24 protein-coding genes are annotated in these 26,001 nt (G+C 59.7%); 11 read left to right on the top strand and 13 right to left on the bottom strand.

Annotation, left to right across the window (positions count from 1 at the left end; genetic code table 11):
- Positions 1-84 precede the first annotated feature (84 nt).
- Entirely contained in the window at positions 85-1,011 is a 927-nt protein-coding gene (locus ACA043_RS01445; protein WP_187678908.1) for a LysR family transcriptional regulator, read from the top strand.
- Here ACA043_RS01445 and ACA043_RS01440 read toward each other — a convergent pair.
- From ACA043_RS01440 to ACA043_RS01415, 6 genes are all read right to left on the bottom strand, one after another.
- Complete coding sequence (locus tag ACA043_RS01440) at positions 928-1,245, bottom strand: AzlD domain-containing protein (protein ID WP_007909127.1); 318 nt, start codon at positions 1,243-1,245, stop codon at positions 928-930. The two genes, ACA043_RS01445 and ACA043_RS01440, sit on opposite strands and share 84 nt — an antisense overlap.
- The gene (locus tag ACA043_RS01435; protein ID WP_497658483.1) at positions 1,224-1,940 is read right to left on the bottom strand and encodes an AzlC family ABC transporter permease; all 717 of its coding nucleotides are present in this window, start codon (positions 1,938-1,940) and stop codon (positions 1,224-1,226) included. The genes ACA043_RS01440 and ACA043_RS01435 overlap by 22 nt, the downstream gene beginning before the upstream one ends.
- Positions 1,937-2,314 (bottom strand): GNAT family N-acetyltransferase, encoded by a 378-nt coding sequence (locus ACA043_RS01430; protein ID WP_016986309.1) that lies wholly within the window; start codon positions 2,312-2,314, stop codon positions 1,937-1,939. Before ACA043_RS01430 ends, ACA043_RS01435 begins: the two co-directional genes overlap by 4 nt.
- A 79-nt stretch (positions 2,315-2,393) precedes the next feature.
- Positions 2,394-3,140: a 2OG-Fe dioxygenase family protein gene (locus tag ACA043_RS01425; protein ID WP_166218415.1), complete on the bottom strand. Its 747-nt coding sequence runs from the start codon at positions 3,138-3,140 to the stop codon at positions 2,394-2,396.
- A 232-nt stretch (positions 3,141-3,372) separates the two neighbouring features.
- Positions 3,373-4,677 carry an OprD family porin gene (locus tag ACA043_RS01420; protein ID WP_497658482.1) on the bottom strand — a complete coding sequence of 435 codons (1,305 nt, stop codon included), beginning with the start codon at positions 4,675-4,677 and terminating at the stop codon, positions 3,373-3,375.
- Positions 4,678-4,974: 297 nt separating this feature from the next.
- Entirely contained in the window at positions 4,975-5,643 is a 669-nt protein-coding gene (locus ACA043_RS01415) for a DsbA family protein (protein WP_497658481.1), read from the bottom strand.
- A gap of 256 nt (positions 5,644-5,899) precedes the next feature.
- Between ACA043_RS01415 and ACA043_RS01410 the strand changes: the two genes are divergently transcribed.
- Entirely contained in the window at positions 5,900-7,993 is a 2,094-nt protein-coding gene (locus ACA043_RS01410) for a TonB-dependent receptor (protein WP_497658480.1), read from the top strand.
- Positions 7,994-8,074: 81 nt separating this feature from the next.
- On the opposite strand, the gene ACA043_RS01405 is transcribed toward ACA043_RS01410, so the two are convergent.
- The 4 genes from ACA043_RS01405 to ACA043_RS01390 all read right to left on the bottom strand — a co-directional run bounded on the left by ACA043_RS01405 (position 8,075) and on the right by ACA043_RS01390 (position 13,648).
- Entirely contained in the window at positions 8,075-8,287 is a 213-nt protein-coding gene (locus ACA043_RS01405; RefSeq protein WP_187678913.1) for a hypothetical protein, read from the bottom strand.
- Positions 8,288-8,532: 245 nt separating this feature from the next.
- A complete protein-coding gene (aguA, locus tag ACA043_RS01400; protein ID WP_497658479.1) occupies positions 8,533-9,639 on the bottom strand; it encodes an agmatine deiminase in 1,107 nt (368 codons plus the stop codon).
- A 5-nt stretch (positions 9,640-9,644) separates the two neighbouring features.
- Positions 9,645-10,523, bottom strand: a complete 879-nt coding sequence (aguB, locus tag ACA043_RS01395; protein ID WP_401267699.1) for an N-carbamoylputrescine amidase — start codon at positions 10,521-10,523, stop codon at positions 9,645-9,647.
- 212 nt (positions 10,524-10,735) lie between these two features.
- Complete coding sequence (locus ACA043_RS01390; RefSeq protein WP_497658478.1) at positions 10,736-13,648, bottom strand: aminotransferase; 2,913 nt, start codon at positions 13,646-13,648, stop codon at positions 10,736-10,738.
- Between the two features lie 147 nt (positions 13,649-13,795).
- Between ACA043_RS01390 and rfbC the strand changes: the two genes are divergently transcribed.
- The 4 genes from rfbC to ACA043_RS01370 are packed head-to-tail and all read left to right on the top strand — an operon-like array spanning position 13,796 to position 18,026.
- Positions 13,796-14,341 carry a dTDP-4-dehydrorhamnose 3,5-epimerase gene (gene rfbC / locus ACA043_RS01385; RefSeq protein ID WP_489879671.1) on the top strand — a complete coding sequence of 182 codons (546 nt, stop codon included), beginning with the start codon at positions 13,796-13,798 and terminating at the stop codon, positions 14,339-14,341.
- Between the two features lie 42 nt (positions 14,342-14,383).
- Complete coding sequence (locus tag ACA043_RS01380) at positions 14,384-16,192, top strand: sensor histidine kinase (protein WP_187678917.1); 1,809 nt, start codon at positions 14,384-14,386, stop codon at positions 16,190-16,192.
- Positions 16,189-17,574, top strand: coding sequence for a sigma-54-dependent transcriptional regulator (locus ACA043_RS01375; protein ID WP_401267692.1), 1,386 nt, complete (start codon positions 16,189-16,191; stop codon positions 17,572-17,574). Before ACA043_RS01380 ends, ACA043_RS01375 begins: the two co-directional genes overlap by 4 nt.
- Positions 17,571-18,026: a YiiD C-terminal domain-containing protein gene (locus ACA043_RS01370; RefSeq protein WP_187678919.1), complete on the top strand. Its 456-nt coding sequence runs from the start codon at positions 17,571-17,573 to the stop codon at positions 18,024-18,026. The genes ACA043_RS01375 and ACA043_RS01370 overlap by 4 nt, the downstream gene beginning before the upstream one ends.
- Positions 18,027-18,099: 73 nt before the next feature.
- Here the strand turns inward: ACA043_RS01370 and cysQ are convergent, their stop codons facing one another.
- Positions 18,100-18,927: a 3'(2'),5'-bisphosphate nucleotidase CysQ gene (cysQ, locus tag ACA043_RS01365; protein ID WP_497659615.1), complete on the bottom strand. Its 828-nt coding sequence runs from the start codon at positions 18,925-18,927 to the stop codon at positions 18,100-18,102.
- A 7-nt stretch (positions 18,928-18,934) separates the two neighbouring features.
- Positions 18,935-19,504 carry an ADP compounds hydrolase NudE gene (nudE, locus tag ACA043_RS01360; protein ID WP_095190590.1) on the bottom strand — a complete coding sequence of 190 codons (570 nt, stop codon included), beginning with the start codon at positions 19,502-19,504 and terminating at the stop codon, positions 18,935-18,937.
- Between the two features lie 88 nt (positions 19,505-19,592).
- Here nudE and yrfG point away from each other — a divergent pair, with 88 nt between their 5' ends.
- Positions 19,593-20,255, top strand: coding sequence for a GMP/IMP nucleotidase (gene yrfG, locus ACA043_RS01355; protein ID WP_401267686.1), 663 nt, complete (start codon positions 19,593-19,595; stop codon positions 20,253-20,255).
- A 115-nt stretch (positions 20,256-20,370) separates the two neighbouring features.
- On the opposite strand, the gene lysM is transcribed toward yrfG, so the two are convergent.
- Complete coding sequence (lysM, locus tag ACA043_RS01350) at positions 20,371-20,820, bottom strand: peptidoglycan-binding protein LysM (protein ID WP_123529759.1); 450 nt, start codon at positions 20,818-20,820, stop codon at positions 20,371-20,373.
- A gap of 140 nt (positions 20,821-20,960) precedes the next feature.
- Here lysM and ACA043_RS01345 point away from each other — a divergent pair, with 140 nt between their 5' ends.
- From ACA043_RS01345 to ACA043_RS01330, 4 genes are all read left to right on the top strand, one after another.
- Positions 20,961-21,848 (top strand): LysR family transcriptional regulator, encoded by an 888-nt coding sequence (locus ACA043_RS01345; RefSeq protein ID WP_187679420.1) that lies wholly within the window; start codon positions 20,961-20,963, stop codon positions 21,846-21,848.
- Positions 21,849-21,940: 92 nt separating this feature from the next.
- Positions 21,941-22,780 (top strand): formate dehydrogenase accessory sulfurtransferase FdhD, encoded by an 840-nt coding sequence (gene fdhD / locus ACA043_RS01340; RefSeq protein WP_489879668.1) that lies wholly within the window; start codon positions 21,941-21,943, stop codon positions 22,778-22,780.
- Positions 22,777-25,125, top strand: coding sequence for an FdhF/YdeP family oxidoreductase (locus ACA043_RS01335; RefSeq protein ID WP_401267682.1), 2,349 nt, complete (start codon positions 22,777-22,779; stop codon positions 25,123-25,125). The genes fdhD and ACA043_RS01335 overlap by 4 nt, the downstream gene beginning before the upstream one ends.
- A 349-nt stretch (positions 25,126-25,474) precedes the next feature.
- Positions 25,475-25,951 carry a glycine zipper domain-containing protein gene (locus ACA043_RS01330; RefSeq protein WP_095190584.1) on the top strand — a complete coding sequence of 159 codons (477 nt, stop codon included), beginning with the start codon at positions 25,475-25,477 and terminating at the stop codon, positions 25,949-25,951.
- Positions 25,952-26,001: the final 50 nt, after the last annotated feature.

Here is a 26,001-nt window from a genome sequence, read left to right as displayed (position 1 = left end):
GGTGCAGGAATATAGCCGGCATATGGCGCCGGATCGGCAGTCTCGTAAACAACAATACCCAGCCCACTTCAGAGGGCATTACCCATGGATAGCAGAACCTTACGCAACCTCATGCGCATCGTGCAGACCGGCTCGTTGTCGGCCGCAGCCGAGCATTCGTGCCTGACTGTGCAGGCGTTGGCCGCGCAGTTGAACAAGGTCGAAGAGCAGTTCGGTTTCCGCTTGTTTCGTCGTTCCAACAAAGGGCTGACGCTGACGCCGCAAGGCACTGAGCTGACGCCGTATATCGACAAAGTGCTGATTGCCACGCGACAGATGGAAGAAAAAGTCGAGGCACTGAAAGTGCCCGGGCAGCGCACGTTGAAGGTCGCGTTGAATAACACCTTGGCGCCTGACTTCAACCGGCGAATGATCGGACGCCTGATCGAGGTGTTTCCCGATTATCAGATGGAGTTCAGCTACGCCGAGTCGATGGAAAACCTCAGCAAGCTGAAGAATGAAGACTTTGATCTGGCGGTGCTGATCGGCCCGCAGCGTCCGGGTTTGCCGAGCATCGTCCTGCCGGATGTGCAGGTGCAGGTGGTTGGCGCGCATTGCGGGCAGGAAAACGATCCGTTGACGTTGCTGGGCAACAAATTTCAGGTGCGTCCTGCGGAAGATTGTCCGTATTCCCACAGCTTTTTGCGTTTTCTCGACGCCGGGCTGGGCAATCACGAGAACGGCCAGCGCATGGTCTACTCGTGCAGTGAGACGTTGACCCTGTCGCTGATCACACAGATGGATGCGGTGGGCATGGTCTCGCGCGAGGCCGCGCAGAAAAACGGCCTGACGATTTTCCCCGGGTTCGAGGATTTCCTCGAAGTACGCCTGGCGGTGAACAATCCGGAGTTGTCCAATCAGGCGTTGAGCGACGTCGTCGATCTGCCGTTACATGAACGAGCCGAGCGCAATGTACGCAGCCGTCCCAACCGCCACACTGAGAAAGAGGTTTTTGCTGAAATACGCACATAACAGCGTCGGAATCGCCGCGTAGAATTCCGGGCGATCGAGCTGTATGTGCTGATCCTTGATCAACAAGGGTGTCAGGCTGATCGCAGCGACGATCGCCACCGGCAAGTATTCCAGCGCGCGCGCGATGAACGGCGGCCAGTGCTCGGTATTCACTTGCAGTGGCAAGGCGCGTGGCAGGAAAGTCACCGCCATCATCAGCGCGACCACCAGAATCAGGAACGTTTGGTCAGGCATACACCCACTCCGCAGCCCACAAACGTGGCGATAAACACATTAAACGGCGAGTTGCCGACCAGGCTCAGTGCGCCCATGCAGATGACGGCCGCTGCTGCGGCAATCAGCTTGTTGCGGGTATTGCACAGCGACACCAGCACGTAGAGCATCATCGCGGTCAGCGCGTAGTCGAGCTGATATTTGATCAGGTGCGCGGCGTATTGCGCGCAGACCGCGCCCAGCAAACCGCCGAGTACCCACGCTGTGTGGCAGAACAGGTTGAAGCCAATCAGGTAGCGTACGTTGACCGGCGCGCCAGTGCCGAGTTTCACGCTGTGGAAGGCGAAGGATTCGTCAGTCAGCCCACCGGCGTAGCACCAGCGCTCCATGCGGCTGAGCCCCAACGCGCGCAGGGCCTTGGCCATGTACACCGACATCAACATGTGGCGTGCGTTGATCAGGAAAGTGGTCAGCACAATGGTGGTTAGCGACGCGCCGCTGGAGATCAGCGCCAGCGCGGCAAATTGTGAAGCGCCGGCATACACGAAAAAACACATCGCTACCGGCAGCCACAATGGCAGCCCGGCGTTGACGGCCATCAAGCCGAACACAAACGCCACCGTGAAGTAACCGGCCACCACCGGGCTGGCTTCGGCAAATGTACGCGACGGCTGATGGTTGACCATCAGCGGCGCGCTGCCGGACGTTTCATTCATAGATCCCTCTCAAATGTCCGTTCGCCATGAGGCTCGCAAAAACCCTGGGCAGCCCAGAATCGCTTGCCCGCGAGGTTAGCATCGTCGACGAACAGAAACATCCGCAGCACACCGACCCGCTTCATGTCGGACGACGCCGCTTCAACAAGACGTTGACCGACGCCCTGGCTGCGATAACGCGGGCTGACCGCCAGATGATTGATCGTGCCACGACTGCCGAGCATGCCGCCCAACACCGCTCCGACGATTTCACCCGCCACGTCGAAGGCCAGATAGGCCGTGGTGGTTTTCTGGATCAACACGCCGCGCAGGCATTTGGCATCCTGCCATTCGCAGAACGACACTTCGTCGAACTGACGGAAGAAGCGTTCCATGCGCTGCGCATCCTTTGCCGTGGCGCGGCGCAGCACCACCGGCGTCGAGCACTCGACGCCGTCGATTGGGGTGATCTGATTAGCGAACAATGTCGAAAGCGGTCCCGGGCCGCGAGAAGGAAATCGCCAGAATCTGCCGGTACGCCATGGCATGGGTGTGCGTATTGCGCGCCGGGGTCACGTAGTGACGCATGTCACGATCGAGGAAGTAGGTGGTGTCGAGAATCTCCTGGTAGGTGGTCGACGCCAATTGATGCTCGTGGATATCGTACAAACGACTCTCGGCACCCTCGACATTGTTTCGGCCCCAGAAGTGCACACCGCTGAACGGGTAGCCGTCGCAGTGAATCCCTTCAGGTGTGATTTCAAGCTGTTTGCCCGGTTTGATCTCGATGCGGATCTGATGGATCTGGCACTGCCAGATTTCATCGTGCAGTTCTTCCGGCAACACGCTTTTGTACACTTCAAAATCGGTGTCGATGAGGCTGCGCATCACCGGCGACTCGATGACTTCATCCGAGAAGTCCTGGAAGTGCCGCACAAGGCCGCCCACATAGGCGTTGTTTTCCTTGGACTGCACGTAGGCGCGATGTTCGAGTTGCTTCAGTTCGCGTGTCTTCGGGTTGTACTCAAAGTCGCTGTAACGACGGTAACGCATGCCGGCTTCGGCCTGACCGTAGTAGCTATCAGGCTCCATGTTTTCCCAACTTTTGGTCAGTCTGACGAAGTCGGCAAAATGACCGTAGAGATTGAAGTCACCACCCTGGACGTTGACATATTTGTCGCGCCGTAGCGATTCGCCCACTTCTCTGTTCAAAACGATCATTACCAAATTCTCCGCTGCGTTGAGCGGCCTAATCTATTAGGTGGAGAATTTGCGTCCATGAGAAAGAATTTCAGGCATTTAAAGGCCTGTTTGAAACGGCGTTTGAAGCGACTTAAAAACAACTTTTACATGACAAAAACACGGGTTTTTTCCGGTTTTAACTGAAAAACCGTCGAAAAAAAATCCCGAACCAGTCGGGATTTTTCTCACATCTGTTACACCCTATCAGGCATTAGAAGATGTTGATCGGGTAGTCCACGAACACACGCAGTTCGTTGCCGCTGACGTTGTATTCGCTGGATTTCTGCGAAACACGCAGGATCGAGCTGCGCAGTTTCACGCTCAGGTCTTTGGCCGGGCCGCTTTGCACGACGTACTTGAACTGGTTGAAGATTTCGCGCTCGGTGCCGCCTTCGCTGGTGGACGTAGTGATGTTGTCGCCACGCACGTAAGCGAAGTTGTAGCTCAGACCCGGTACGCCGAATGCGCCGAAGTCCAGGCCGTAACCCAACTGCCAGCTGCGTTCGTCTTCGGCGTTGAAGTCCGACCAGTAGGAGTTGGCCAGGTAGATGGAGTTGCCACCATCGCCGACGCGACCCTGACCTTTCTGGTAACCGCCGTAGGCGTAGCCCAGGTTGCTGTCGCCGGTGGAGCGCTGATGCGCCACGGTGAACGAGTGCGGGCCAGTGGCGAAGGTGGCTGCCAGACTCCAGATCTTATTGTCGCGACCGGTCACGATGCTTTCGCCCGGAATGGTGTTTTCGCGAACGTAGGCGCTGTCGAGCTTGGTGCGGTAGCCGTTGAAGTCCAGGGTCAGGGACTGATCCTTGTCGATCGGGAACACGTAGTTGGCGTTCACGTATTGCTTCTTCAACACGTCTTCAACGTCGGAAGCGTACAGCGCAGCCTTGAACTGTTCGGTGAACTGGTAGCTACCGCCGATCACGTTGATTGACTTCAGACCACCGCTGTCACGACCTTCATCGCTTTTGCGCGATTCGGCGGTGAAACGACCGGCGTTCAGTTCCAGACCTTTGATCTCTTTGGAAGTGATCAAAGTGCCGGTGTAGCTTTCCGGCAGCAGACGCACGTTGTCGTAGCTCAGTACCGGCAAGGCCGGCATCTGGTCACCGTAGGTCAGCACAGTATTGGAGAAGCGGAACTTGACCGCCGCGCCGCCCTTGGCCAGATCGTGGTTCGCGCGACCGTCATTTTCTTGCTTGAAGAAATCGATACCACCGGCGCCGCTGCGGCCCTTGCCGCCGTCCAGACGCAGTGCGTACAGACCGAAAGCGTCGACACCGACACCCACGGTGCCTTGGGTGAAACCGGAGGAGAACGTACCAATGGCCGCTTGGCCCCATTCGGCCTTGTCGTCGTTTCCGTCTTTGTAATCACGATTGATGTAGGCGTTGCGCAGCAGCACTTTCAGGCTGCTGTCTTCTACAAAACCCTTGGATTCGGCCTGGTCGTTAGCCATGGCCTGTGTGGCGCTCAACATCCCCAGAGCGATCAGGCTGATACGCTTGTTCAACATTTTATTTTCCTTATTACGGGTTGAAACGCGCTGTGTCGAACGGCTGAAACGGCGCTGATGCACTCTTTTTTCACCCCGAAACAAAAAGGCCCGCCCACGACAAAGTCGTGGCGGGCCTTCTTATTATTTTTGAGTCATGGCGGTTGGCCACAGGCGTTGGGCCGAATCGTAGCCGCGCCTTGAACATTGTGTCAATTTCAAGAATCGTCTTTAAATAGGCAAAAATCGTCTAAGAAACGCAAATTTTTCGCTGACTCCTTGCACGGAAATGCCGGCAGGCAGTGAATCCGGCGCTTATCAGACACAGCCGTCAAGACCGCAAAGCGCTGCCGCTTCCCCAGCCCCATTAATGCCGATTGCCTGAGCCAACCAATCGGCAAAGGCCTGCGGTTTGCCCAGCCAGGCACTGATGTCGATCAAGGTGAACTGGCCGTCCTGCTCCAAGGCGAACGTCGGAAATCCCTGCCCGCCAAGGCGCGCCAACAATGCGCGACTGGTTTTTACATGCTGCTCGGTATCAACGGATTTAAACGCGGCCCGGAAAGTTTCCTCGGCGTAGCCCATCTGATCCGCCAACAGCAAAAGTACGGATTCATCGGCGATCCGCCGCCCTTCTGCGTAGTGTGCGGTCTGCAACCGCCCGAGCATCTGCAGACCACGGTCATCGATTGCCTCGGCCGCCATGACGGCAGCAATGGGTGGCGTCGAGTCGAACACAGCCGTGTGATCGCGCAGCAAGCCTTCGAAATAGGCCTCGCCAAACGGCTGCCCGGTGTATTCAGCGATGCGCCGGTCGTGGGGCAAGACGTAATTGCGTAATTGCGGGGAAACACGCTGGCGGTTGGCACCGCTCATCATCCCGCCGGCATGAGCGATTACCGGCAGCACTTGCTGCGCGGCCTGTACCAGCGGTTTGGCGCCATAACACCAGCCGCACAGCGGGTCATAGATGTAATGAAGGATCATCGGAAAACTCCGGCCTGAAAGTGGGAAAAATCAATGCCGGCAGACTAGTCCTCGGGGCGTGGGGGAAAAACGCTGGAATGGCTTTCAGACTGTTTCGTGAATCGGTCGAATTGTCTGAATGCTCAGATTGTGTCCAGATCGACACAAATTGAAACAATCAGACAAGGGAACTTTTAAGGAATAATTAACGGGAGCAAATGCAAAGCATTACCATTCGCACGCTCGAATTCTTCCACCCTTTCGGATGCGCTTTTCAATGCCTGCCCCGTTCCGTCTTACGCCCGTCACCCTTGGGCTTTCTGCTTTCCTGTCCAGCGGTTTTGCCTGGTCGGCCACTGAGTTGCCCGCCACCGCCATCAGCGCCGAAGCGCAAGCCGATGACCCGCGCGTCAAAGTCAGTAATACCGCGACCCGCACCTCGACCCCGGTGCGTTATGTGCCGCAGGCCATTGATTCGATCAAGACGTCGAACGTCGCCGACTACGGCACCAATGATATCGGCGATGCCCTGAGTGGCATGCCCAACGTCAGCAGCAGCGCCGACACCCGCTTCGACAGCTTGCGCATTCGTGGCTTCGACGCCAGCAACGACTTTTATCTGGACGGCATCCGCGACGACAGCCAATACAAGCGCGACCTGCACAACATCGAGCGCGTCGAAGTGCTCAAAGGTCCGGCCGCCGTGCTGTATGGCCGTGGCAGTCAGGGCGGGATCGTCAATCGGGTGAGCAAAGCGCCTGAGGCCGGACGTCGCTCAACCATAGAAGCCCAGGCCGGCAGCGAAGATCTACGCAGCCTGTACGCCGACCTCAGCACCGACCCGAGCGAGAACATCAGCCTGCGCCTGAACATGGGCAATATGGATGAAAACAGCTTCCGCGACGGCGTCAGCGGCAACCGCCAACTGTTCGCGCCGTCGATGAGCTGGCAACTGACGCCCGACCTGAACTGGCTGGTGCAGTACGAATACAGCCGTTACAACCGCACACCGGATCGCGGCATTCCTGGGGTAAACGGGCGCCCGGCGGATGTCGGCCGCGACACAACCTACGGCAATGATCACGATTTCATCGACGACAAGTCGCAATCCCTGCGCTCGAAACTCACCTACGAGATCAACGACAACTGGCAACTGCGCCAGACCCTCGGCGTGTTCAAGCTCGACAGTGATTTCGACAACACCTACCTAACCGGTTACACACCGGCTACCAACAAGGTCACGCGTCAGCACTGGCAGCAGGATCTGAACACCCGCAACGTCTACAACAACCTCGAACTTGAAGGCGGTTTCGATACGTTCGGCCTTGAGCATCGCCTGCTGACCGGTGTCGAGATCGGCAGTCAGCGCCGCGATCCAAAACTGTATAACGCCGCCACCGGCAGAACACCGGGTGCGCAACCTGTGCCGTCGCTGGACCTGTTCAACCCCAACCGCGACCTGCGCCACACCGGCAGCATGCAGCTCAACAGCAGCAGCCACACCGAGGTCGAAAGCCGCGCGGTCTATGTTCAGGATCAACTGCGCCTGAACGATCAATGGCAACTGCTCGCCGGGTTGCGCTACGACACCTTTGATATCGAGTCGACCAACAAGATCAGGAACATTTCCGAAGATCGCGACAGCCACAGCACCAGCCCGCGCGTGGGTCTGGTCTGGACGCCGCTGCAGAATCATTCCTTCTACGCCTCGTGGTCGAAGACTTTCTCGCCGGTGGGCGGAGGCCTGATCGGCATCACACCGGGCGCGGCCGGCAACACCAACGACCTGAGCCCCGAGCTGACCAAGCAGAAAGAAATCGGCGTGAAGAGTGACTGGCTCGATGACCGTTTGAGCACCACCCTGGCGATCTATGATCTTGAACTCTATAACCGCCGCACCACCGATCCGAATGATCCGACCCTGACCATCATGACCGGCGTACAGCGCTCAAGAGGGATCGAACTGACCGCCACCGGCAACATCGTCGGCAACTGGTACGTGCGCGGTGGCGTCGGTGTGCAGGATGTGAAGATCGAAAAGGACAACAACGGTCTGGAAGGCAAACGCATCAACAACGTTGCCAAACGCAACGGCAGCCTGTTCCTGACCTGGAAACCGGAAATGGGCTGGTACGGCGAAACCGGTCTGACTCTGGTTGGCCAGCGTTATGCCGATAACGCCAACACCACGGTGCTGCCGGGTTATGGCCGTTGGGATGCGCTGGTCGGTTATCGCTTCAAGGACTGGGATTTGCGCGCAGCGCTGAACAACATCAGCGATCGCGAGTATTACGAATCGGCGACCAGCCAGTATCAAATCCAGCCGGGCGCGCCGCGTAGCGTCGTGATGACGGGCACCTATAGTTTTTAAAAGCAGGCTGCGATCTTTTCGATTTTGCATAAAAAAGCGCCGCCATCCCGGCAGCGCTTTTACCAATCCCTGTTGTTTTTCTTATCCCTGCATCACAGCCCACAACGCTTCCAGTTCGGCCTCGCTGAACAGGTCAGCGGGGTAGCGCTCGATCATCATCCGGCGCGGATCAGGTTCCCTGATCTGACGCGTTCCATTGGACTTCAAAAAGTGCGCGACAATCTGGAGCGATTCGCCTTTTACGGCCATGGGATGCAACGTCCGCTCGCTGACTACGTTCACTTCGGCGTTCATTTCAGCGCTCTCTCCCCGGTCATGAGCGGCTACGTTATCCAAGGTTTATGACAGAACTGTTGAAGTTCGCCTCCCTCCCTAGTGCCCTTTGTCCGATACAAGAGCTATGCCAAGGTTTCCGATTTGTCGACAAGCGGATACAAAGAAGCCCGCAGTCCAACCGGGCTGCGGGCTTCTTCAGGTACATCGCGCGCTAATCGTCGCCCGGCTGATTTATTAATCAACTCAGGCTGTTACGACTCAACTCACTCTTTGTGCGGCGCGGGTTGCTGCTGGGTAAGGCAGTGAATATTACCGCCACCCAGTAACAGTTCGCGGCCCGGCACCATCACCACTTCGTGTTGCGGGAACAGGTTCTGCAGGATTTCCCGAGCCGGGGCGTCCATCGGATCGTCGAAGCTCGGTGCGATGATGCCGCCGTTGACGATCAGGAAATTCACGTAGGAACCGGCCAGACGCACGCTCGGATTGCGCTCCTGAGTGCCATCCACCGGATCGACCCCGGCGCACTCTTCTTCGGTCGCGAACAACGGCCCCGGAATCGGCATTTTGTGCACCGTGAACGGGCGCCCCTTGGCGTCGATGCTGCTTTCCAGCACCTTCATCGCGGCCTGACAGCGTGGGTAGTTCGGATCCTGTGGATCATCGGTCCACGCCAGCAGAACTTCGCCCGGACGCACGTAGCAGCAGAAGTTATCCACATGGCCATCGGTTTCGTCGTTGAACAAACCGTCCGGCAGCCAGATGATTTTATCCACAGCCAGATTGGCGCTCAGCACTGCTTCGATTTCTTCGCGACTCAGGTGCGGGTTGCGATTGCGGTTGAGCAGGCATTCTTCAGTGGTGATCAGCGTGCCTTCGCCGTCGACGTGAATCGAACCACCCTCCAGCACAAAACCTTCGGTGCGATAACGCGGGCTGCGCTCGATCTCGAGGATCTTGCCGCCGACCTGCGAATCGCGGTTCCACGGCGAGTACAAGCCGCCGTCAAAGCCGCCCCAGGCGTTGAAGTCCCAGTTCACACCGCGCACTTCGCCACTGTTATTGATAACGAAGGTCGGACCGCTGTCGCGAACCCAGGCGTCATCGCTGGACATCTCGACCACGCGGATATTCGGCACGTCGAGACGGGCGCGGGCGTTTTCGTATTGGCCGGCGGACACCGCAACAGTCACCGGTTCAAAACGGGCGATGGCCTTGGCCACCGCCACGTGGGCAGCTTGTGCAGGTTTGCCGCCCAGGCGCCAGTTGTCCGGGCGCTCGGGCCAGATCATCCAGGTTTGCGTTTGGGGTGCCCACTCGGCCGGCATGTGGAAGCCGTCGGCGCGCGGGGTGCTTTTCAATGTGGTCATCGGGATCAGGACTCCAGGGAACCGTCGAGGGTTTTCAACGCGCCGTACAGATTCGGCCGGCGGTCACGGAATGAACCCCACGCGCTGCGAATATGTTCCAGCTCGTCGAGGTTGAAAGTGTGCACAAGAATACCTTCTTCGGTTTTATTCAGCTCCTGCACTTTTTCGCCGAACTGGTTGGCGATGAACGATGAGCCGTAGAACGTGATGTCGTAGCCGTCCTGTTCTTCGTTGCCGATGCGATTACTGGCGATCAGCGGCATCAGGTTGGCGCCGGCATGGCCCTGCTGCACGCGCTGCCAGTGATCGCGGGACGAAATGCTCTTGTCGTGCGGCTCGCTGCCGATGGCGGTCGGGTAAAACAGGATTTCCGCACCTTGCAGCGCCATCGCCCGCGCCGCTTCCGGGAACCACTGATCCCAGCAGATGCCCACGCCGATTTTTGCGTAACGGGTATTCCAGACCTTGAAGCCGGTATCGCCCGGATTGAAGTAATACTTTTCGTGGTAGCCCGGGCCATCCGGGATGTGGCTTTTACGATAAATCCCGAGGTTGCTGCCGTCGGCATCGATGATCGCGATGCTGTTGAAACGCGCACGACCGGCCAGCTCGTAGAAGCTGATCGGCAGCACCACTTGCAGCTCTTTGGCGATTTTCTGGAAATGTTTGATCGCGACGTTTTCTTCCACCGTAGTGGCCAGTTGCAGATAGTCCGGGTTCGGCTTCTGGCAAAAGTACGGCGCTTCGAACAGCTCCTGGATCAGGATGATCTGCGCGCCTTTTGCGGCAGCTTCGCGCACCAGTCTTTCGGCGGTTTCGAGGTTGGCTTCCAGATCCCACGAACAGGCCATCTGCGTGGCGGCGACGGTAACGATACGGCTCATGAATCATCTCCGGGCAAGTGCTTTGACGGTCGAGGATTCGACCGAAGAGAAAAAACGCGCGCACCGGACAGAAATCGCCATGCCGGAGCAATGGCGACTTTATAGCCGATAAATATCGGCTTTAGAAGCTATCTACCAACCTTTCATCTAAAAATAATCACAAATAGCCGATATAAATCTGCTTTTTGTAGGAGCGGTTGGGAATCCGTGGCTTACAGGCCTTCGGTAAGCACCCGATCCAGCATGTCGACAAAGAAATCCACACTGCGCCGCGAGGTCACCATCGGCGGTTTGATCTTGAGGATGTTCAGGTCATCGCCGGTCGGTTGCATGAAAATCCCCAGCTCGCGCAGGCGATCGCACAGCGATGTGGTCTCTTCAGTCGCCGGCTCCAGTGTGTCGCGATTACGGATCAGCTCAACCCCCAGATAAAAACCGGAACCGTGCACCGCGCCCACCAGCGGATGTTTATCGATCAACGCTTCGAGCCGCGCCTTGAAGTGGCCGCCGACCACTTGGGCGTTCTCCCAGAGTTTTTCTTCTTCCATCACATCCAGCACGGCCATGCCGATCTGGCAGCTCACAGGACTGCCACCGGCCGACGAGAAGAAGTAACCCTCAGCCTCCAGCGCTTCGGCGATTTCCCGGCGAGTAATGACCGCACCGAGTGGCTGGCCGTTGCCCATGCCTTTGGCCATGACAATGATGTCCGGCACCACACCTTGTTCTTCGAAGCCCCAGAAGAAATGGCCCATGCGCCCGTAACCGACCTGCACTTCATCGGCGATGCACACACCGCCCTGCGCGCGGACCAACGCATACACCTGCTTCAAGTAACCGGGTGGCAGCGAGATGCCACCGGCATTGCCATACACCGGTTCGCAGATAAACCCGGCCAGTTGACGCTTCTGCTCAGCGATTTTCGCCAGATGATGCTCGACACTGCGCACATAGTCCGGCGCCGAATCGAGGCCACGGAATTCGCCACGATAAATGTTCGGCGCGATCACCGGATGTACCCAGTCCGGACGGCTTTCAAGGGCTTTCGGGTTGTCGGCGATCGAGGTCGACACCGCATCGGCACCGATCGTCCAGCCGTGATAAGCCTCCAACACGCTGACCATGTCGCGACCGCCGCTGTAGGCCCACGCCAGACGAATCGCCAGGTCATTAGCCTCGCTGCCGCTGTTGACCAGAAACACCCGATCCATGCCTTCCGGCGCCAGTTTCAGCAAGCGCTCGGAGAACTCGGCCACCGCCGCATAGTTGAAGCGTGAGTTGGTGTTGAGCAGTGACCACTGCCGGGCAGCAACCGCCGCCATGCGTGGATGGCCATGACCGAGCACTGCCACGTTGTTGAGCATGTCGAGGTAGGAACGACCCTGCATGTCGATCAGATGATTGCGCCAGCCGCGCTCGATGCGCGGCGGATCGACGTAATAGTGTTTTTGCGTGCGGGCGAAACTGGCGTCACGGCGTTCCAGCAGGGTTTTCGCGTCCAGCTCCGGCTCGGCATCACAGGCCAATCCCAATAAAGCTGCCGGCGACGGACATAATGCCTGCCACGCCGCCGCACGGGACGGCGTGCAAAACAGCGGCGCAGCCAATTGCGCACCGCGACTCAGTTGCACGATCAACGGCCCGCTGACCGCCCCCAACACCTGACCTTTGACCAGCGCCGCACCGCTGTGCAGCGATGGCGTCACGCCCCACAAACGCACGCTGAGCTGTGGGCCATCGAGTTGCAGCGCACCCTCTGCGCACTGATGAACCAAACCGGCAAACGGCGATTCCACAGGCGTGCCATTGGGCACGCGTAATTCGACGTGCAGCGGGAAGGTGTCCGGTTCATCGGCGCTGTCTGGCCGAGTGCGCGACAAACGGTATTGGCCATAACGACTCGCCGCCAGACCATGGGCGGCAGCCGCTTCATTCAACAATCGCTGGTCGATGCCCTCCTGCTCCCAGTTGCCCGCCTCGAAATGCGGGCTGAGAACGCCGAGGTCGATCAATGCGAATTCCCGTCCGACCAGACCAGGCAGTAATGGCGCAAAACCTTCGCCGTTGATCACAGGCAAAGTCTGACCGACCGAACTGAGAATCGCCGCCTCCATCAGCGCCAGCGGCACCGATGTGGCGACGCGGAAGATTTCCCACTCGTGGGTGAGGTTGTCGCGGCTGTAAACGTTGCCCGGATCGATGCTGACCTGCTGCTCGCCACTGAGCACCAGCACCGCCGCCCGGGCGACGATCAGCGGCCACAGCGCTTGCAGTTCCTCGGATTGCAGAGGATTGACCGCGTGATAAGCCTGAACCGCCGGCAGAATCACAAACGGATCGCCGTCGGCGTGATGCAGCAATGCGGCGCATGTCACCGACAGATCGGTAATGCGCCAGGTGCGGATCAGGTCGCCGAAATCGATCACACCCTGCAATTGCCAATGGCGCTGTGCGTCGCGCTGCCAGACGGCGTTGTCGTCAGTGATGTCCATGTGAATCGCCTGCACCGGCAGTTTGTCCACCAGTGGCTGCAAGCGGCGCTCGGCCTGCTCGGCGGCGTCGGCGATCAATGCGCGCTGCTGGTCGTCCTTGATCACTGGCAGCAAATGACTGATCAGTGCGCTGGCATGGCGCGCGTCCCATTGCAATGTGCGCTCAAGGCCCGGGTGGTCAAACCCGGCCAGTGCCAGGTCCATCTCACCGCAGAGCCGGCCAAACCCGGCCACCACGTCATGGCCCAAGTGATCGAGATGGGTCAGCGGCTGACCTTCGATGTAATCGAGTAGCCGCACATGTACCGCCTCGCCATCGACTTGCAGCGTCAGCAGGTCCTGACCGTTATTGGCGGCAATCACCCGCGGCACATTTACTGTGCAGTGTTCGGCCAGATACTTTAGGCCGGCATGCTGGGCCTGCAACTCGACAAGGGCGTAATCGCCACGGCAGATTTTCAGCACAAACCGCCCGCGCTCACTGTCTACGCGATAGTTAAGATCTTGCTGACTGCCGAGGGCCTGTAACGTGCCGCCGAGCCCGTAATGTTCGGCGAGCCATTGCAAGGCCTGCGCCTCTGAAACCTGCGGGCTGGGCAAACTGGCGCGATGAATCAACGTGGCGAGCGGCATGAAACGACCCCTGAAATTTTATTAGGCGCTTATATCGCCACTGCTTCGGAGGATGCGCAACCCCTGATCGTGGTTATTCGAGCGCTCGCATCCGCCGGCACTTTGCGCAAGAATGTCGGCCATTCACACCTGCCTATGGAAAACCTCATGGATGTAATCACCACCGACCTGCCCGGTGTTCTGATCATCGAACCCAAGGTGTTCGGTGACGAGCGCGGTTTCTTCTACGAGAGTTTCAACGCCAAGGCATTCCAGGACGCGACCGGCCTGGACACCCAATTCGTTCAGGACAACCATTCGCGCTCGCAAAAAGGCGTGCTGCGTGGCCTGCATTACCAGTTGGAAAACACCCAGGGCAAACTGGTGCGCGTCACGGTCGGTGAAGTGCTTGATGTGGCTGTGGACATTCGCCGCAGCTCGCCGCACTTCGGCAAGTCGGTGGCCGTGCGCCTGTCGGCTGAAAACCATCGTCAACTGTGGGTACCGAAAGGTTTCGCCCATGGCTTCGTAGTGCTGAGCGAGTTCGCCGAGTTCCTCTACAAGACCACCAACTACTACGACCCATCGTCCGAGCGCAGCATTCGCTGGGACGACCCTGCTCTGGGTATCGACTGGCAATTGGACGAAGCGCCGAAACTCTCGGCGAAGGATCAAGCTGCAGCGTTGCTCAAGGACGCTGACGTCTTTTCCTGAGGCCGGGCATAATGCGCCTGTTCCCTCAGGCGCATCCGGCTCATGAAACCATCCCTTCCCCGCAGACCCCGCTGGCGCAGCCTTGCCCTTCTGGCCCTGTGTCTGGCGCCTTTACTGTGGCCGTTGGAACATCTGGCCGAGCGCTATTACCGCAGCGAACTGGCCGGGCAGAATCGCCAGACCCTCGACCTCTACGTCGCCAACCTGCTGGGCACCCTGCACCGCTATGAAGTGTTGCCGCAGATCCTCGGCGACCTGCCGGCCCTGCGTACCGTGCTTGGAGCGCCAGACGATGGTGTTACCCAAGGCAATGCCAACCGTCTGCTGAAAAACATCGCCGCACAGACTGGCGCCGAAGTCATGTACCTGATGGACACCACCGGGAAAACACTCGCGGCGTCGAACTGGGACAAACACGATAGCTTCGTTGGCCGCAATTTCTCTTTCCGCCCTTATTTCAGCGAAGCCATGGCCGGGCGTCTCGGGCGCTTTTTCGGTCTTGGAACGACGTCGGCCAAGCGCGGCTACTTCTTCGCCGCTGCGGTGCGTAATGGTGAAAAGATCACTGGCGTGCTGGTGATCAAAGTCGATCTCGACCACACCGAAAGTCTCTGGGGCAAAACCCCGGAACAACTGCTGGTGACCGACCATAACGGTGTGGTCATCCTCACCTCGCGTCCTGAATGGCGCTTCCGCTCGACCCGCGTCTTGAGCGATACCGAGCGCGCAGCGATCACCGCAATCCAGCCCTACCCGACCCGTGAACCGCGTCCGCTGAACCTCAGCCCCGATGCCTGGCTGACACAAACCCACGACATCGCCGAAACCGGCTGGAGCGTCAGCATTCTTGCGCCGCGCACGCTGATCGACCGCCCGGTGCGTACGGTGGTCGCCATCGGTGGCGCCACGCTATTGGTTATGATGCTGCTTCTCGGCCTGATGATGCAGCGCCGCCGCCACTATCTGGAGCGCATCGCGTTTGAAGCCAAGGCCCGTCGTGAACTGGAAGGCCGCGTCGCCGAGCGCACCAGCGACCTCGAAGGCCTCAACCGCCGCTTGAAACAGGAAGTGCTGGAGCGCGAACAGGCGCAACAAGAACTGGTTCGTGCTCAGGATGATCTGGTGCAGGCCGGCAAACTGTCGGCGCTGGGGACCATGTCGGCAAGCATCAGCCACGAACTCAATCAGCCGCTGGCGGCGATCCGCAGCTACGCGGAGAACGCTGAAGTACTTCTCGACCATGAGCGGACTGACGACGCGCGCGGCAACCTCAAACTGATCAGCGAACTGACCGGGCGCATGGCGTCGATCATCGCCCACCTGCGTGCGTTCGCCCGCCGCGATCGTCACGCCCCGGAGAGCGTCGCCCTGCAACCGGCGCTGGACGATGCTCTGGCCTTGCTGGCCAAGCGTCGGCGCAGCATGGAAGTCGAGCTGATCCGCGACCTGCCCGCCGCCACCCTGTGGGTCGAAGCCGGGGAAACCCGCCTGCGCCAGGTACTCGGCAATCTGCTGGCCAACGCCCTCGACGCCCTCACCGAAAAGGGCCCGCCGCGCAAATTGTGGCTGAGTGCCGAATCCACTGCCGAAGGCGTCAATCTGTACATTCGCGACAACGGCCCGGGGTTCTGTATGGAAGCCCTCGGTCGCGCCAGCGAGCCCTTCTACACCACCAAGACCCGTACTCAAGGTCTTGGTCTGGGTTTGGCGATTTGTGAAACCCTGATGCGCGCCTTCGGTGGTGAACTGTCGTTCTCCAACCACAAACAAGGTGGCGCCTTGATCACCCTGCGGCTGCGCGCCGGCGCGCCCGGGGTCAGCCTGCAACCGTCCGAGGATCGAAGTGCATGACCATCGACAATCGCATTCAGGTGGTGTTGATCGACGACGATCCGCACCTGCGTCAGGCCCTCGGCCAGACCCTGGATCTGGCCGGGCTGAAAATCCTCCCGCTGTCCGAAGCCAAGGGGCTGGCAGCGCAACTGGAGCGCGACTGGCCGGGTGTGGTGGTCAGCGACATCCGCATGCCGGGCATGGACGGTCTCGAATTGCTGAGCGAGTTGCACGCCCAGGATCCCGAGCTGCCAGTGCTGCTGATCACCGGCCACGGCGATGTGCCGCTGGCCGTGCAGGCGATGCGTGCCGGGGCTTATGACTTCCTCGAAAAACCGTTCGCCAGCGACGCCCTGCTCGACAGCGTGCGCCGCGCCCTGGCCGTGCGCCGCCTGGTGCTGGACAACCGCAGTCTGCGTCTGGCCCTCAGCGATCGCAATGAACTGAGCGCGCGTCTGGTCGGCCACTCGACACCGATGTTGCGCCTGCGCGAGCAGATCGGCGCGTTGGCGGCGACCAAGGCTGATGTGTTGATCCTTGGCGAAACCGGGGCTGGCAAAGAAGTCGTCGCTCGGGCATTGCATGACCTGTCGAGCCGCCGCAACGGCCCGTTCGTGGCGATCAATGCCGGGGCGCTGGCTGAATCAGTCGTGGAAAGTGAACTGTTCGGTCATGAGCCAGGCGCGTTCACTGGCGCGCAAAAACGCCGGATCGGCAAGTTTGAATTCGCCAATGGCGGTACGTTGTTCCTCGATGAAATCGAAAGCATGAGCATGGACGTGCAGGTGAAGTTGCTGCGCATGCTGCAGGAGCGCGTCGTTGAACGTTTGGGCGGCAATCAGCTGATTCCGCTGGATATCCGTGTGATCGCCGCGACCAAGGAAGATCTGCGCCAGGCCGCTGATCAGGGCCGCTTCCGTGCCGACTTGTATTACCGTCTCAACGTCGCGCCATTACGCATTCCCCCGCTGCGCGAACGTGGCGAAGATGCGCTGGTGCTCTTCCAGCATTACGCCGATGAAGCCAGCGCCCGCCACGGCTTGCCGCCGCACGAACTGCAACCGGCACAACGTGCCCTGCTGCTACGCCACACTTGGCCTGGCAACGTGCGCGAGTTGCAGAACGCGGCCGAACGTTTCGCCCTTGGCCTGGAACTGGCGCTGGATAACACCGGCACCGAAGGGGGTGGCGCGACCGTGGAAGTCATCGCCGGCGGCCTTAGCGAGCAAGTGGAAAACTTCGAGAAGTCGCTGATCGCCGCCGAACTGTCGCGCTCCCACAGCTCCGTGCGCAGCCTTGCCGAAGCGCTGGGCATTCCGCGCAAGACGCTGCACGACAAACTGCGCAAGCACGGCTTGAGCTTTGCCGACAGCGGCGCCCACGGAGATGAAGCCGAATGAACCGCGACAGTCGCTATCTGGAATCGGTCCTGCATCACGACATTCCCCTGACTCAGGCGATGGGCCTCAAAGTGCTCGACTGGCAGGCGCAGCAGCTGAGTCTGCACTTGCCGCTGGATGCCAACGTCAACCACAAAAGCACCATGTTCGGCGGCAGTCTCTACTGCGGGGCAGTGCTGGCCGGTTGGGGCTGGCTGCATTTGCGCCTGAAGGAAGAAGGGATCGAGGACGGGCACATCGTGATTCAGGAGGGGCAGATCAGTTATCCCCTGCCAGTGACGGGGGATGCCACGGCGATTTGCCCGGCGCCGGAGGCGGCGGTGTGGAAGAAGTTTCTGGCGATGTATCAGCGTTATGGACGGGCGCGGTTGACGTTGAATACGCGGATCGTCAATTCCGGGAATGATGAGGACGCCGTGACGTTTAGCGGGCAGTACGTTTTGCATCGTTAAAGCAAAGATCGCAGCCTGCGGCAGTTCCTACAGGTTTATCCATGTAGCTGCCGCAGGCTGCGATCTTTTGATCTTAACCGCGGGCCAACTCCAACAACCTCGCTCGCCACGCTGCCTTCGCCGGCAGCGCCAAAAAGAACTCGTTCAGCAACGATTCCCGCGCCGGATAGCAGAACGCGTCACCGCGCAAATCCAGCACCTCACCGCCCGCGCCTTCCAGCACACCCTGCGCCGCCGCCGTGTCCCACTGCGAAGTCGGTGCCAGGCGCGGATAACAATCCGCCGCACCCTCGGCCAGCAGGCAGAACTTCAACGAACTGCCGATATTGGCCAATTGCAGCTCACCCAGACTGGCGCTGAGTCCTGCGAGCAAGCGCTCCTGCTCGGGGCTGGAATGCCGACGACTGGCAACCACGGTGAACGCTTCGCCCGGCGCCGGTACGTCGCGCACCTTAATCGAAACCGGTGTACCGCCCTTGTCACAGCGCCACGCGCCCAACCCGTTACCACCGACGTAATAACGACCGTTGGTCGGCATCGACACCACACCAAACACCACCCGGCCGTTTTCGATCAGGGCGATGTTGACGGTGAACTCCTCACTGCCACTGATGAACTCTTTGGTGCCATCCAGCGGATCCACCAGCCACCAGCGCTGCCAGCCGGCGCGCACGCTTCGCGGGATATCGGCGTCCTCTTCGGACAGCACCGGAATGCTCGGATCCAGCGCCGTCAGACCGGCAACGATCAGGTGATGCGCGGCCAGGTCCGCAGCGGTCACCGGCGAATCATCGGACTTGGCCGTGACTTCAACGCCTGCGCGCCAGAACGGCAAAATCGCTTCGCCTGCCTGCAATGCCAGCTCGATCACTGGCGCCATCAACGGGTGCGGGAAATTCATCAAACGCTCACTCATAACTGAAAACACCGCGCTGGCTCAGCAGGTCGCGGGTCAAATAAAGCGCCGCCAGTGCGCGCCCTTCGGAGAACTGCGGATTCAGCGCCAGCGCCGACAACTCACGCAGATTGACCTTGTCGACCCGCATCGGCTCGGGCTCATCGCCCTCCAGACGTTCCTCGTACAGATCGGTGGCCAGCACCACCTGAATCTTCTGGCTCATGTAACCGGGCGACAGCGACAGCTCGGTCAGATGTTCCAGTTGCCGCGCGCCGAAACCCGCCTCTTCCTTGAGTTCACGCTCGGCCGCCGCCAACACATCTTCGCCCGGCTCGATCAAACCTTTAGGCAAGGACAACTCGTATTCGTCAGTGCCGCCGCAGTATTCCTCGACCAGCACCGCGTGCTCGGCATCGAGCATCGCCACGATCATCACCGCGCCGTATCCCGCACCCTTGCCGACCAGCCGCTCGTAAGTGCGCTCCACGCCGTTGGAAAAACGCAGCTTCAGTTCTTCGACGCAAAACAGGCGGCTGGTGGCGACGATTTCGCGGGCAAGTACAGTGGGTTTCTGGCGCATGCAAAGCTCCTTGGCGTGAACGCGCTACTATAACGCGGCTTTCCCGATTGTTTACGTCGGATATCTTTTCACCGTTCGAGACGTTGCCATGCCTTCATTACCGTGGTCCGACATCGATACCGTTCTGCTGGACATGGACGGCACGTTGCTGGATCTGCACTTCGATAACCATTTCTGGCTGGAACATCTGCCCCAACGTTACGCCGATCTCCACGGGATCAGCCGGGCCATGGCCGAGATGGAATTGCAGCCGCTGTTCGAGCGACATGCCGGTCAATTGCAGTGGTATTGCCTGGATTTCTGGAGCGCGGAGCTGAAGTTGTCAGTGCGTGAATTGAAGCAGGAAACCGCGCACCTCATCGCCCTGCGCCCGGATGCCGATACCTTTCTGGCGGCAATAAAACGGGCCGGCAAACGGGTGATCATGATCACCAACGCGCACCGTGATTCGCTGTCGTTGAAGCTGGAGCGGATTGAACTGGCGCCGTACTTCGAGCGGTTGATCAGTTCGCACGATTACGGTTACCCCAAGGAGAACCCGCAGTTCTGGGATGCCTTGCAGACGGATATCGGTTTTGATCCGGCGCGCAGTCTGTTCATCGACGACACCTTGCCGATTCTGCGCAGTGCGCGGGATTTCGGTGTGGCGCACTTGTTGGCGGTCAAAGAACCGGACAGCCGCAAAGGGCCGAAAGATACTGCGGAGTTTGCAGCGGTCGAGGATTACCGCGACCTCATTTCCGGTTTATGAAGATCCATTGTGGCGAGGGGATTCATCCCCGATGGGCAGCGCAGCGGCCCTGGTTTTTTTGCGCCTGCTGCGCAGCCGGTCGGGGATAAATCCCCTCACCACAGGATCTTGCAGATTACTCAGGGATGCGCAGTGTCTGCCCCGGATAGATTTTGTCCGGATGTTTGAGCTGCGGTTTGTTGGCCTCGAAAATCTTGTTGTACTGGTTGGCGTTGCCATACACCGCGAGAGAAATCGCGCTGAGGGTGTCGCCTTTTTTCACCACGACAAACCGGGCGGCAGCCACCACTGGCCCGGTTACCGTGATCTGATCGTCAACACCGCTGACGCCGGCGACGTTACCCAATGCCAACAGAATCTTTTCCTTTTCTTCCTGACTTGAAGCTTCACCGGTGGCGATCACCTTCTCGCCCTCGACTTTGACCTGGATCTTGGAAGTATCAATTCCCGACAACGCGTCCTGCACATGCTTGGTCAGCGCATCACCGTTGGCCTCGGCCTTGTCCGGCGTCAGCGCATCGAGAATTTTCTCACCGGCTTCTTTGATAAAACTGAATAAGCTCATCGTGTTCACTCCATGGAATAAAAGGGTCGTCGACCAAGACTAGACCACCACGGACAAACCCGGTTCCAAGCCGACCAATGACCCTGCCGCCCCCCAAGCGGTAGAATCACCAACCCCCGCCGCCACCCTTCGGAGCGAAGATGGACATCAAGCAGCTGAAATTCCTCATCGCCCTCGACGAAACCCGCCACTTCGGCCAAGCCGCCGCGCGCTGCCATATCACCCAGCCGACCCTGTCGATGCGCCTGCGTAGCCTTGAAGAAGAGCTCGATCTGCCGCTGGTCAACCGTGGCCAGCGTTTCGAAGGCTTCACCGCGCCGGGCGAACGGGTGCTGGCGTGGGCGCGTACGGTGTTGGCGGCTTATGACGGTTTGCAGGCGGAGGCGGCGGCGTGTCGCGGCAACCTGATCGGCACGCTGCGCTTGGGCGTGGTGCCGCTGTCGAGCTTCGATCCGTTGCCGCTGATGCAACGCCTGCACGCCGCGCACCCGGATCTGCGTTTCGAACTGTCGGCGCTGAGTTCCGAGCAGATCCTCGAGCATCTGGCGAACAATCGCATCGACCTTGGCGTGTCTTATCTGGATCGTCTGGATAACGAACGCTTCGAAGCCCTGGCTTTAAGCGAAACCCGCATGGGCCTGCTCTACGACCAGCGCTCGTTCACTTTTGGCGAGGCGCCGTTAAGCTGGGAATCGTTGATCGAACTGCCGTTGGGCATGCTGACCAGCGGCATGCATTTTCGCCAGTCCATCGACCACAACTTCCACAGCCGTAACCTGACGCCGCAGCCGTTGCTGCAAACCGACGCTGTGCATCAATTGTTACAAGCCGTACACAACGGCTTTTGCTGCGCGATCATGCCGCTCGACGGAGGCCTCGAAAAGCTTACCGATCACCTGCGCCTGCAACCGATCGAAAACGCTCAAACCCTCGCGTCGCTGGGCCTGATCATGCGCCGTGGTGCCCCGCGTTCGGCGCTGGCCGAAGCCTGTTTTGCGCTGTATCAAAAATCACCAGGCGAGTCTTGATCGACGGCATCTATCGGAAGATCGACATTAGCGATTAGACGCGACATCTTGCCGCGCCTAGTCTTAGCGTTGATCAATCCGTCGGTGATGCCATGAACGCCAAGCGCCCAGCCTGCGCGGCGCCTGCACTTGAAACGCCCGCGCCCGCCGCCAGCCAGACCTACAGTTACAGCGATTTGCCCCTCGAGGAATCGGCCAGCACCGCGCTGGCCGAGGAAGTCGCGTTGGCGATCGCCTACAACGGCATCAGCCAGGCGGTCATGCTGGTGACGCCGACCGACCTTGAAGACTTCATCGTCGGCTTCAGCCTCGGCAGCGGCATCATCGAAGATGCTACCGATATCTATGACCTGCAACTGACTGGCGCAGGCTCGGCGCAATACGCGCAAGTGACCATCGCCAACCGTGCCTTCTGGAACCTCAAACAACAACGTCGCCAGTTGGCCGGCACCAGTGGTTGCGGCTTGTGCGGCGTCGAAGCGGTGGAACAAGCGCTGCCCGATCTCAAAGTGTTGGCCGGCACGCCGTTGCCACCGCTTGCATGGCTCGACGGTTTGCGCCAGCGCATCGGCGCGTTCCAGCCGCTCGGCCAGCACTGCGGTGCGGTGCATGCGGCGGTGTTCATGAACGCCAGCGGTGAACTGCTGCTCGGGCGCGAAGACATCGGCCGGCACAACGCCCTCGACAAGCTGATCGGCGGGCTGATCCGCCAGAAGATATCCACAGAAGGCGGACTGGCGATTGTCACCAGCCGTTGCAGCCTCGAATTGATCCAGAAAGTTTTGCGCGCCGGCATCCAGACCCTGGTCAGCCTGTCCGCCCCCACAGGCCTTGCCGTGCAATGGGCCCGTCGACACAACCTCAATCTCATCCACCTGCCGCAGAAAAGTGCGCCGCGGGTGTATAGCCCCGCGATGGAGAATCAAGCGTGAGCCAACATCATCAAGCCGACCAGAAACCTGTCCCGCGCTACAAGCCTTACAAAGGTGCAGCCGGCGGCTGGGGTGCCCTGATCAGTGTGGCCCAGGCCTGGTTGACCAGCGACAACGCGCTGAAAAACCTGCGCATGATGCTCAAGACCAACCAGAACGGCGGCTTCGATTGCCCGGGTTGCGCCTGGGGCGATTCGCCGGAAAGCGGCATGGTCAAATTCTGCGAGAACGGCGCCAAAGCGGTGAACTGGGAAGCGACCAAGCGCCGGGTGGATGCCAAATTCTTCGCCAAACACAGCGTGACTTCGCTGCTGGAGCAGAGCGATTACTGGCTTGAGTATCAGGGCCGCCTGACCGAGCCGATGGTCTACGACGCCGAGACCGATCGTTACAAACCGATCGCTTGGGACGACGCGTACGCCCTGATCGCCAAACATCTGCAAAATCTGCCGAGCCCGGATCTGGCCGAGTTCTACACCTCGGGTCGCGCCAGCAACGAAGCGGCGTATCTGTATCAGCTGTTCGTGCGCGCCTTCGGCACCAACAATTTCCCTGACTGCTCGAACATGTGCCACGAAGCCAGCGGTGTGGCGTTGGCGCAAAGTGTCGGCGTCGGCAAAGGCACCGTAACTTTCGACGATTTCGAACACGCCGATGCGATTTTCGTCTGGGGCCAGAACCCGGGCACCAACCACCCGCGAATGCTCGAACCGCTGCGCGAAGCAGTGAAACGCGGCGCTCAGGTAGTGTGCATCAACCCGCTGAAAGAACGCGGTCTGGAACGCTTCCAGCACCCGCAACACCCGATCGAAATGCTCACCAACGGCGACAAGCCGACCAACACCGCGTATTTCCGCCCGGCACTGGGCGGCGACATGGCAGTGCTGCGCGGCATGGCCAAGTTCCTGCTGCAATGGGAACGCGATGCGCAGAAGGCTGGCGCCCCGGCCGTTTTCGACCACGACTTCCTCAACGCCCACAGCGCCAATGTGCTGGAGTACCTCGGCGTTGTCGACGACACGTCATGGGAGCAGATCGTCGAGCAATCCGGCCTGACCCTGGTGGAAATCGAGCAAGCGGCGCGCATGTACGCCAAAGGCAAGAACGTGATCATGTGCTGGGCCATGGGCATCACCCAGCATCGCCATTCGGTGCCGACCATTCAGGAAATCGCCAACCTGATGTTGCTGCGTGGCAATATCGGCAAGCCGGGCGCGGGCCTGTGCCCGGTGCGCGGCCACAGTAACGTGCAGGGCGACCGCACGATGGGCATCAATGAACGTCCGCCGGTGGCGTTTCTTGATTCGCTTGAGCGTCGCTTCCAGTTCAAGGTGCCGCGTGAAAACGGCCACAACGTGGTCGAGGCAATCCATGCGATGGCCGAGGGCCGCGCCAAAGTCTTTATCGGGCTGGGCGGCAACTTCGCCCAGGCCACGCCGGACAGCCCGCGCACGTTCGCGGCGCTGAGCAATTGCGACCTGACCGTGCAGATCAGCACCAAGCTCAACCGCAGCCATCTGGCTCACGGTAAAGACGCGCTGATCCTGCCGTGCCTCGGCCGTACCGACATCGACATCCAGACTGAAGGCCCGCAAGCCGTCACCGTGGAAGACTCGTTCAGCATGGTCCACGCCTCCAACGGCCAGTTGCAGCCGCTATCGAATCAGATGCGCTCGGAACCGTCGATCATCGCCGGCATCGCCGCCGCGACCCTGGGCAGCAAACCGGTGGACTGGAACTGGCTGGTGGCCGATTACGGGCGTATCCGCGAGCTGATCGCCGACACCATTCCCGGCTTCAAGGAGTTCAACGAGAAGGTCAAAAATCCGGGCGGCTTCTACCTCGGCAACAGTGCTGGCGCGCGCAAATGGAACACGCCATCGGGCCGCGCCAATTTCCGCCCGAATCTGCTGCCGAAGGATCTGGTACACGAACGCACCCGCGCGACCGGACAGTTGCCGGATCTGATCCTGCAATCGATGCGCTCCCACGATCAGTACAACACCACGATTTACGGCCTCGACGACCGTTATCGCGGGGTGAAAGGTCAGCGTGATGTGTTGTTCGTCAACGAAGCCGACATTATTCGCCTGGGCTTTCGGCCGGGGCAGAAGGCTGACATCGTTTCGATCTGGGACGATGGTCGTGAGCGTCGGGTGAAGGGCTTCACGCTGTTGGCGTTTGATATTCCGGCTGGACAAGCTGCTGCTTATTACCCGGAAGTGAACCCGCTGGTGCCGCTGGAAAGCACTGGGGATGGTAGCCATACGCCGACATCCAAGTTCATTGCGATCCGGTTGGAAGCGGCAAGCGAGACCGGGTTGATCATGGCCAAGTCCGCTTAAAGGCTGCGATCTTTTTTCTTTTGATCGTTCCCACGCTCTGCGTGGGAACGCAGACCGGGACGCTCCGCGTCCCAATAGCAGACGCGGAGCGTCCAAGGATGCGTAACCACGCATAGCATGGTTACGATCAACGCTTGTTTTTTGCGTTTCCATCGCCCACAAAAAAGGCCGCTTTTTCAAAAAAACGGCCTGTCCGAAGTAGCTAAAGACCGGCGAAAATCGCTTAAGTTCCGCCCATAAAACAGTAACTTACGCTTTTGTATACAAGTCGTGCTATTCGTCGGATTTCGATTGTCACGCTTGTTACACAGCCTCAGGATCGGCGCCGTCATCCCTTTGAGGCTCATCTATGAAGTTCTCCTCGATTCTCTTGTTGTCCCTTGGCCTGGTCAGTGGTTTTGCTTCCGCCGGCGGCACCACCGAAGCAGGTGTGGGCGGCGCATTGGGCGGGGTTCTTGGCTCGGTCGTCGGTCAGTCGTTAGGCGGCAATACAGGTTCCACCATCGGCGCAGCCCTGGGCGGCGCGGGTGGTAGTGCGGTAGGCGCAGACAAACGCAGCCGTGGCGAAGCCGCCATTGGCGGTGCGTTGGGCGCGGCCGGCGGTAACGTGGTTGGCCGCAGCATGGGCGGCACCACCGGCAGCCTGATCGGCTCCGCAGCAGGTGGCGGCGCCGGTGGCGCGCTGGGTAACTACATGGGCAACAAAAGCGATGACGATGATCGTCGCTATGATCGCCGTCACGATGACCGTCGCTACTATCGCGACCGTCACCCGGGTCGCGGCCACGCTTATGGCCACCGCAAACATCACAAGTATCGCGACTGAGGCCTAAACACCTCGTTGGCCGGTAAAGCAAAAATCGCAGCCCTAGGGCT

The organism is Pseudomonas sp. LBUM1648, from assembly GCF_059716145.1.
This window is presented reverse-complemented; position numbering and strand designations above follow the sequence as displayed.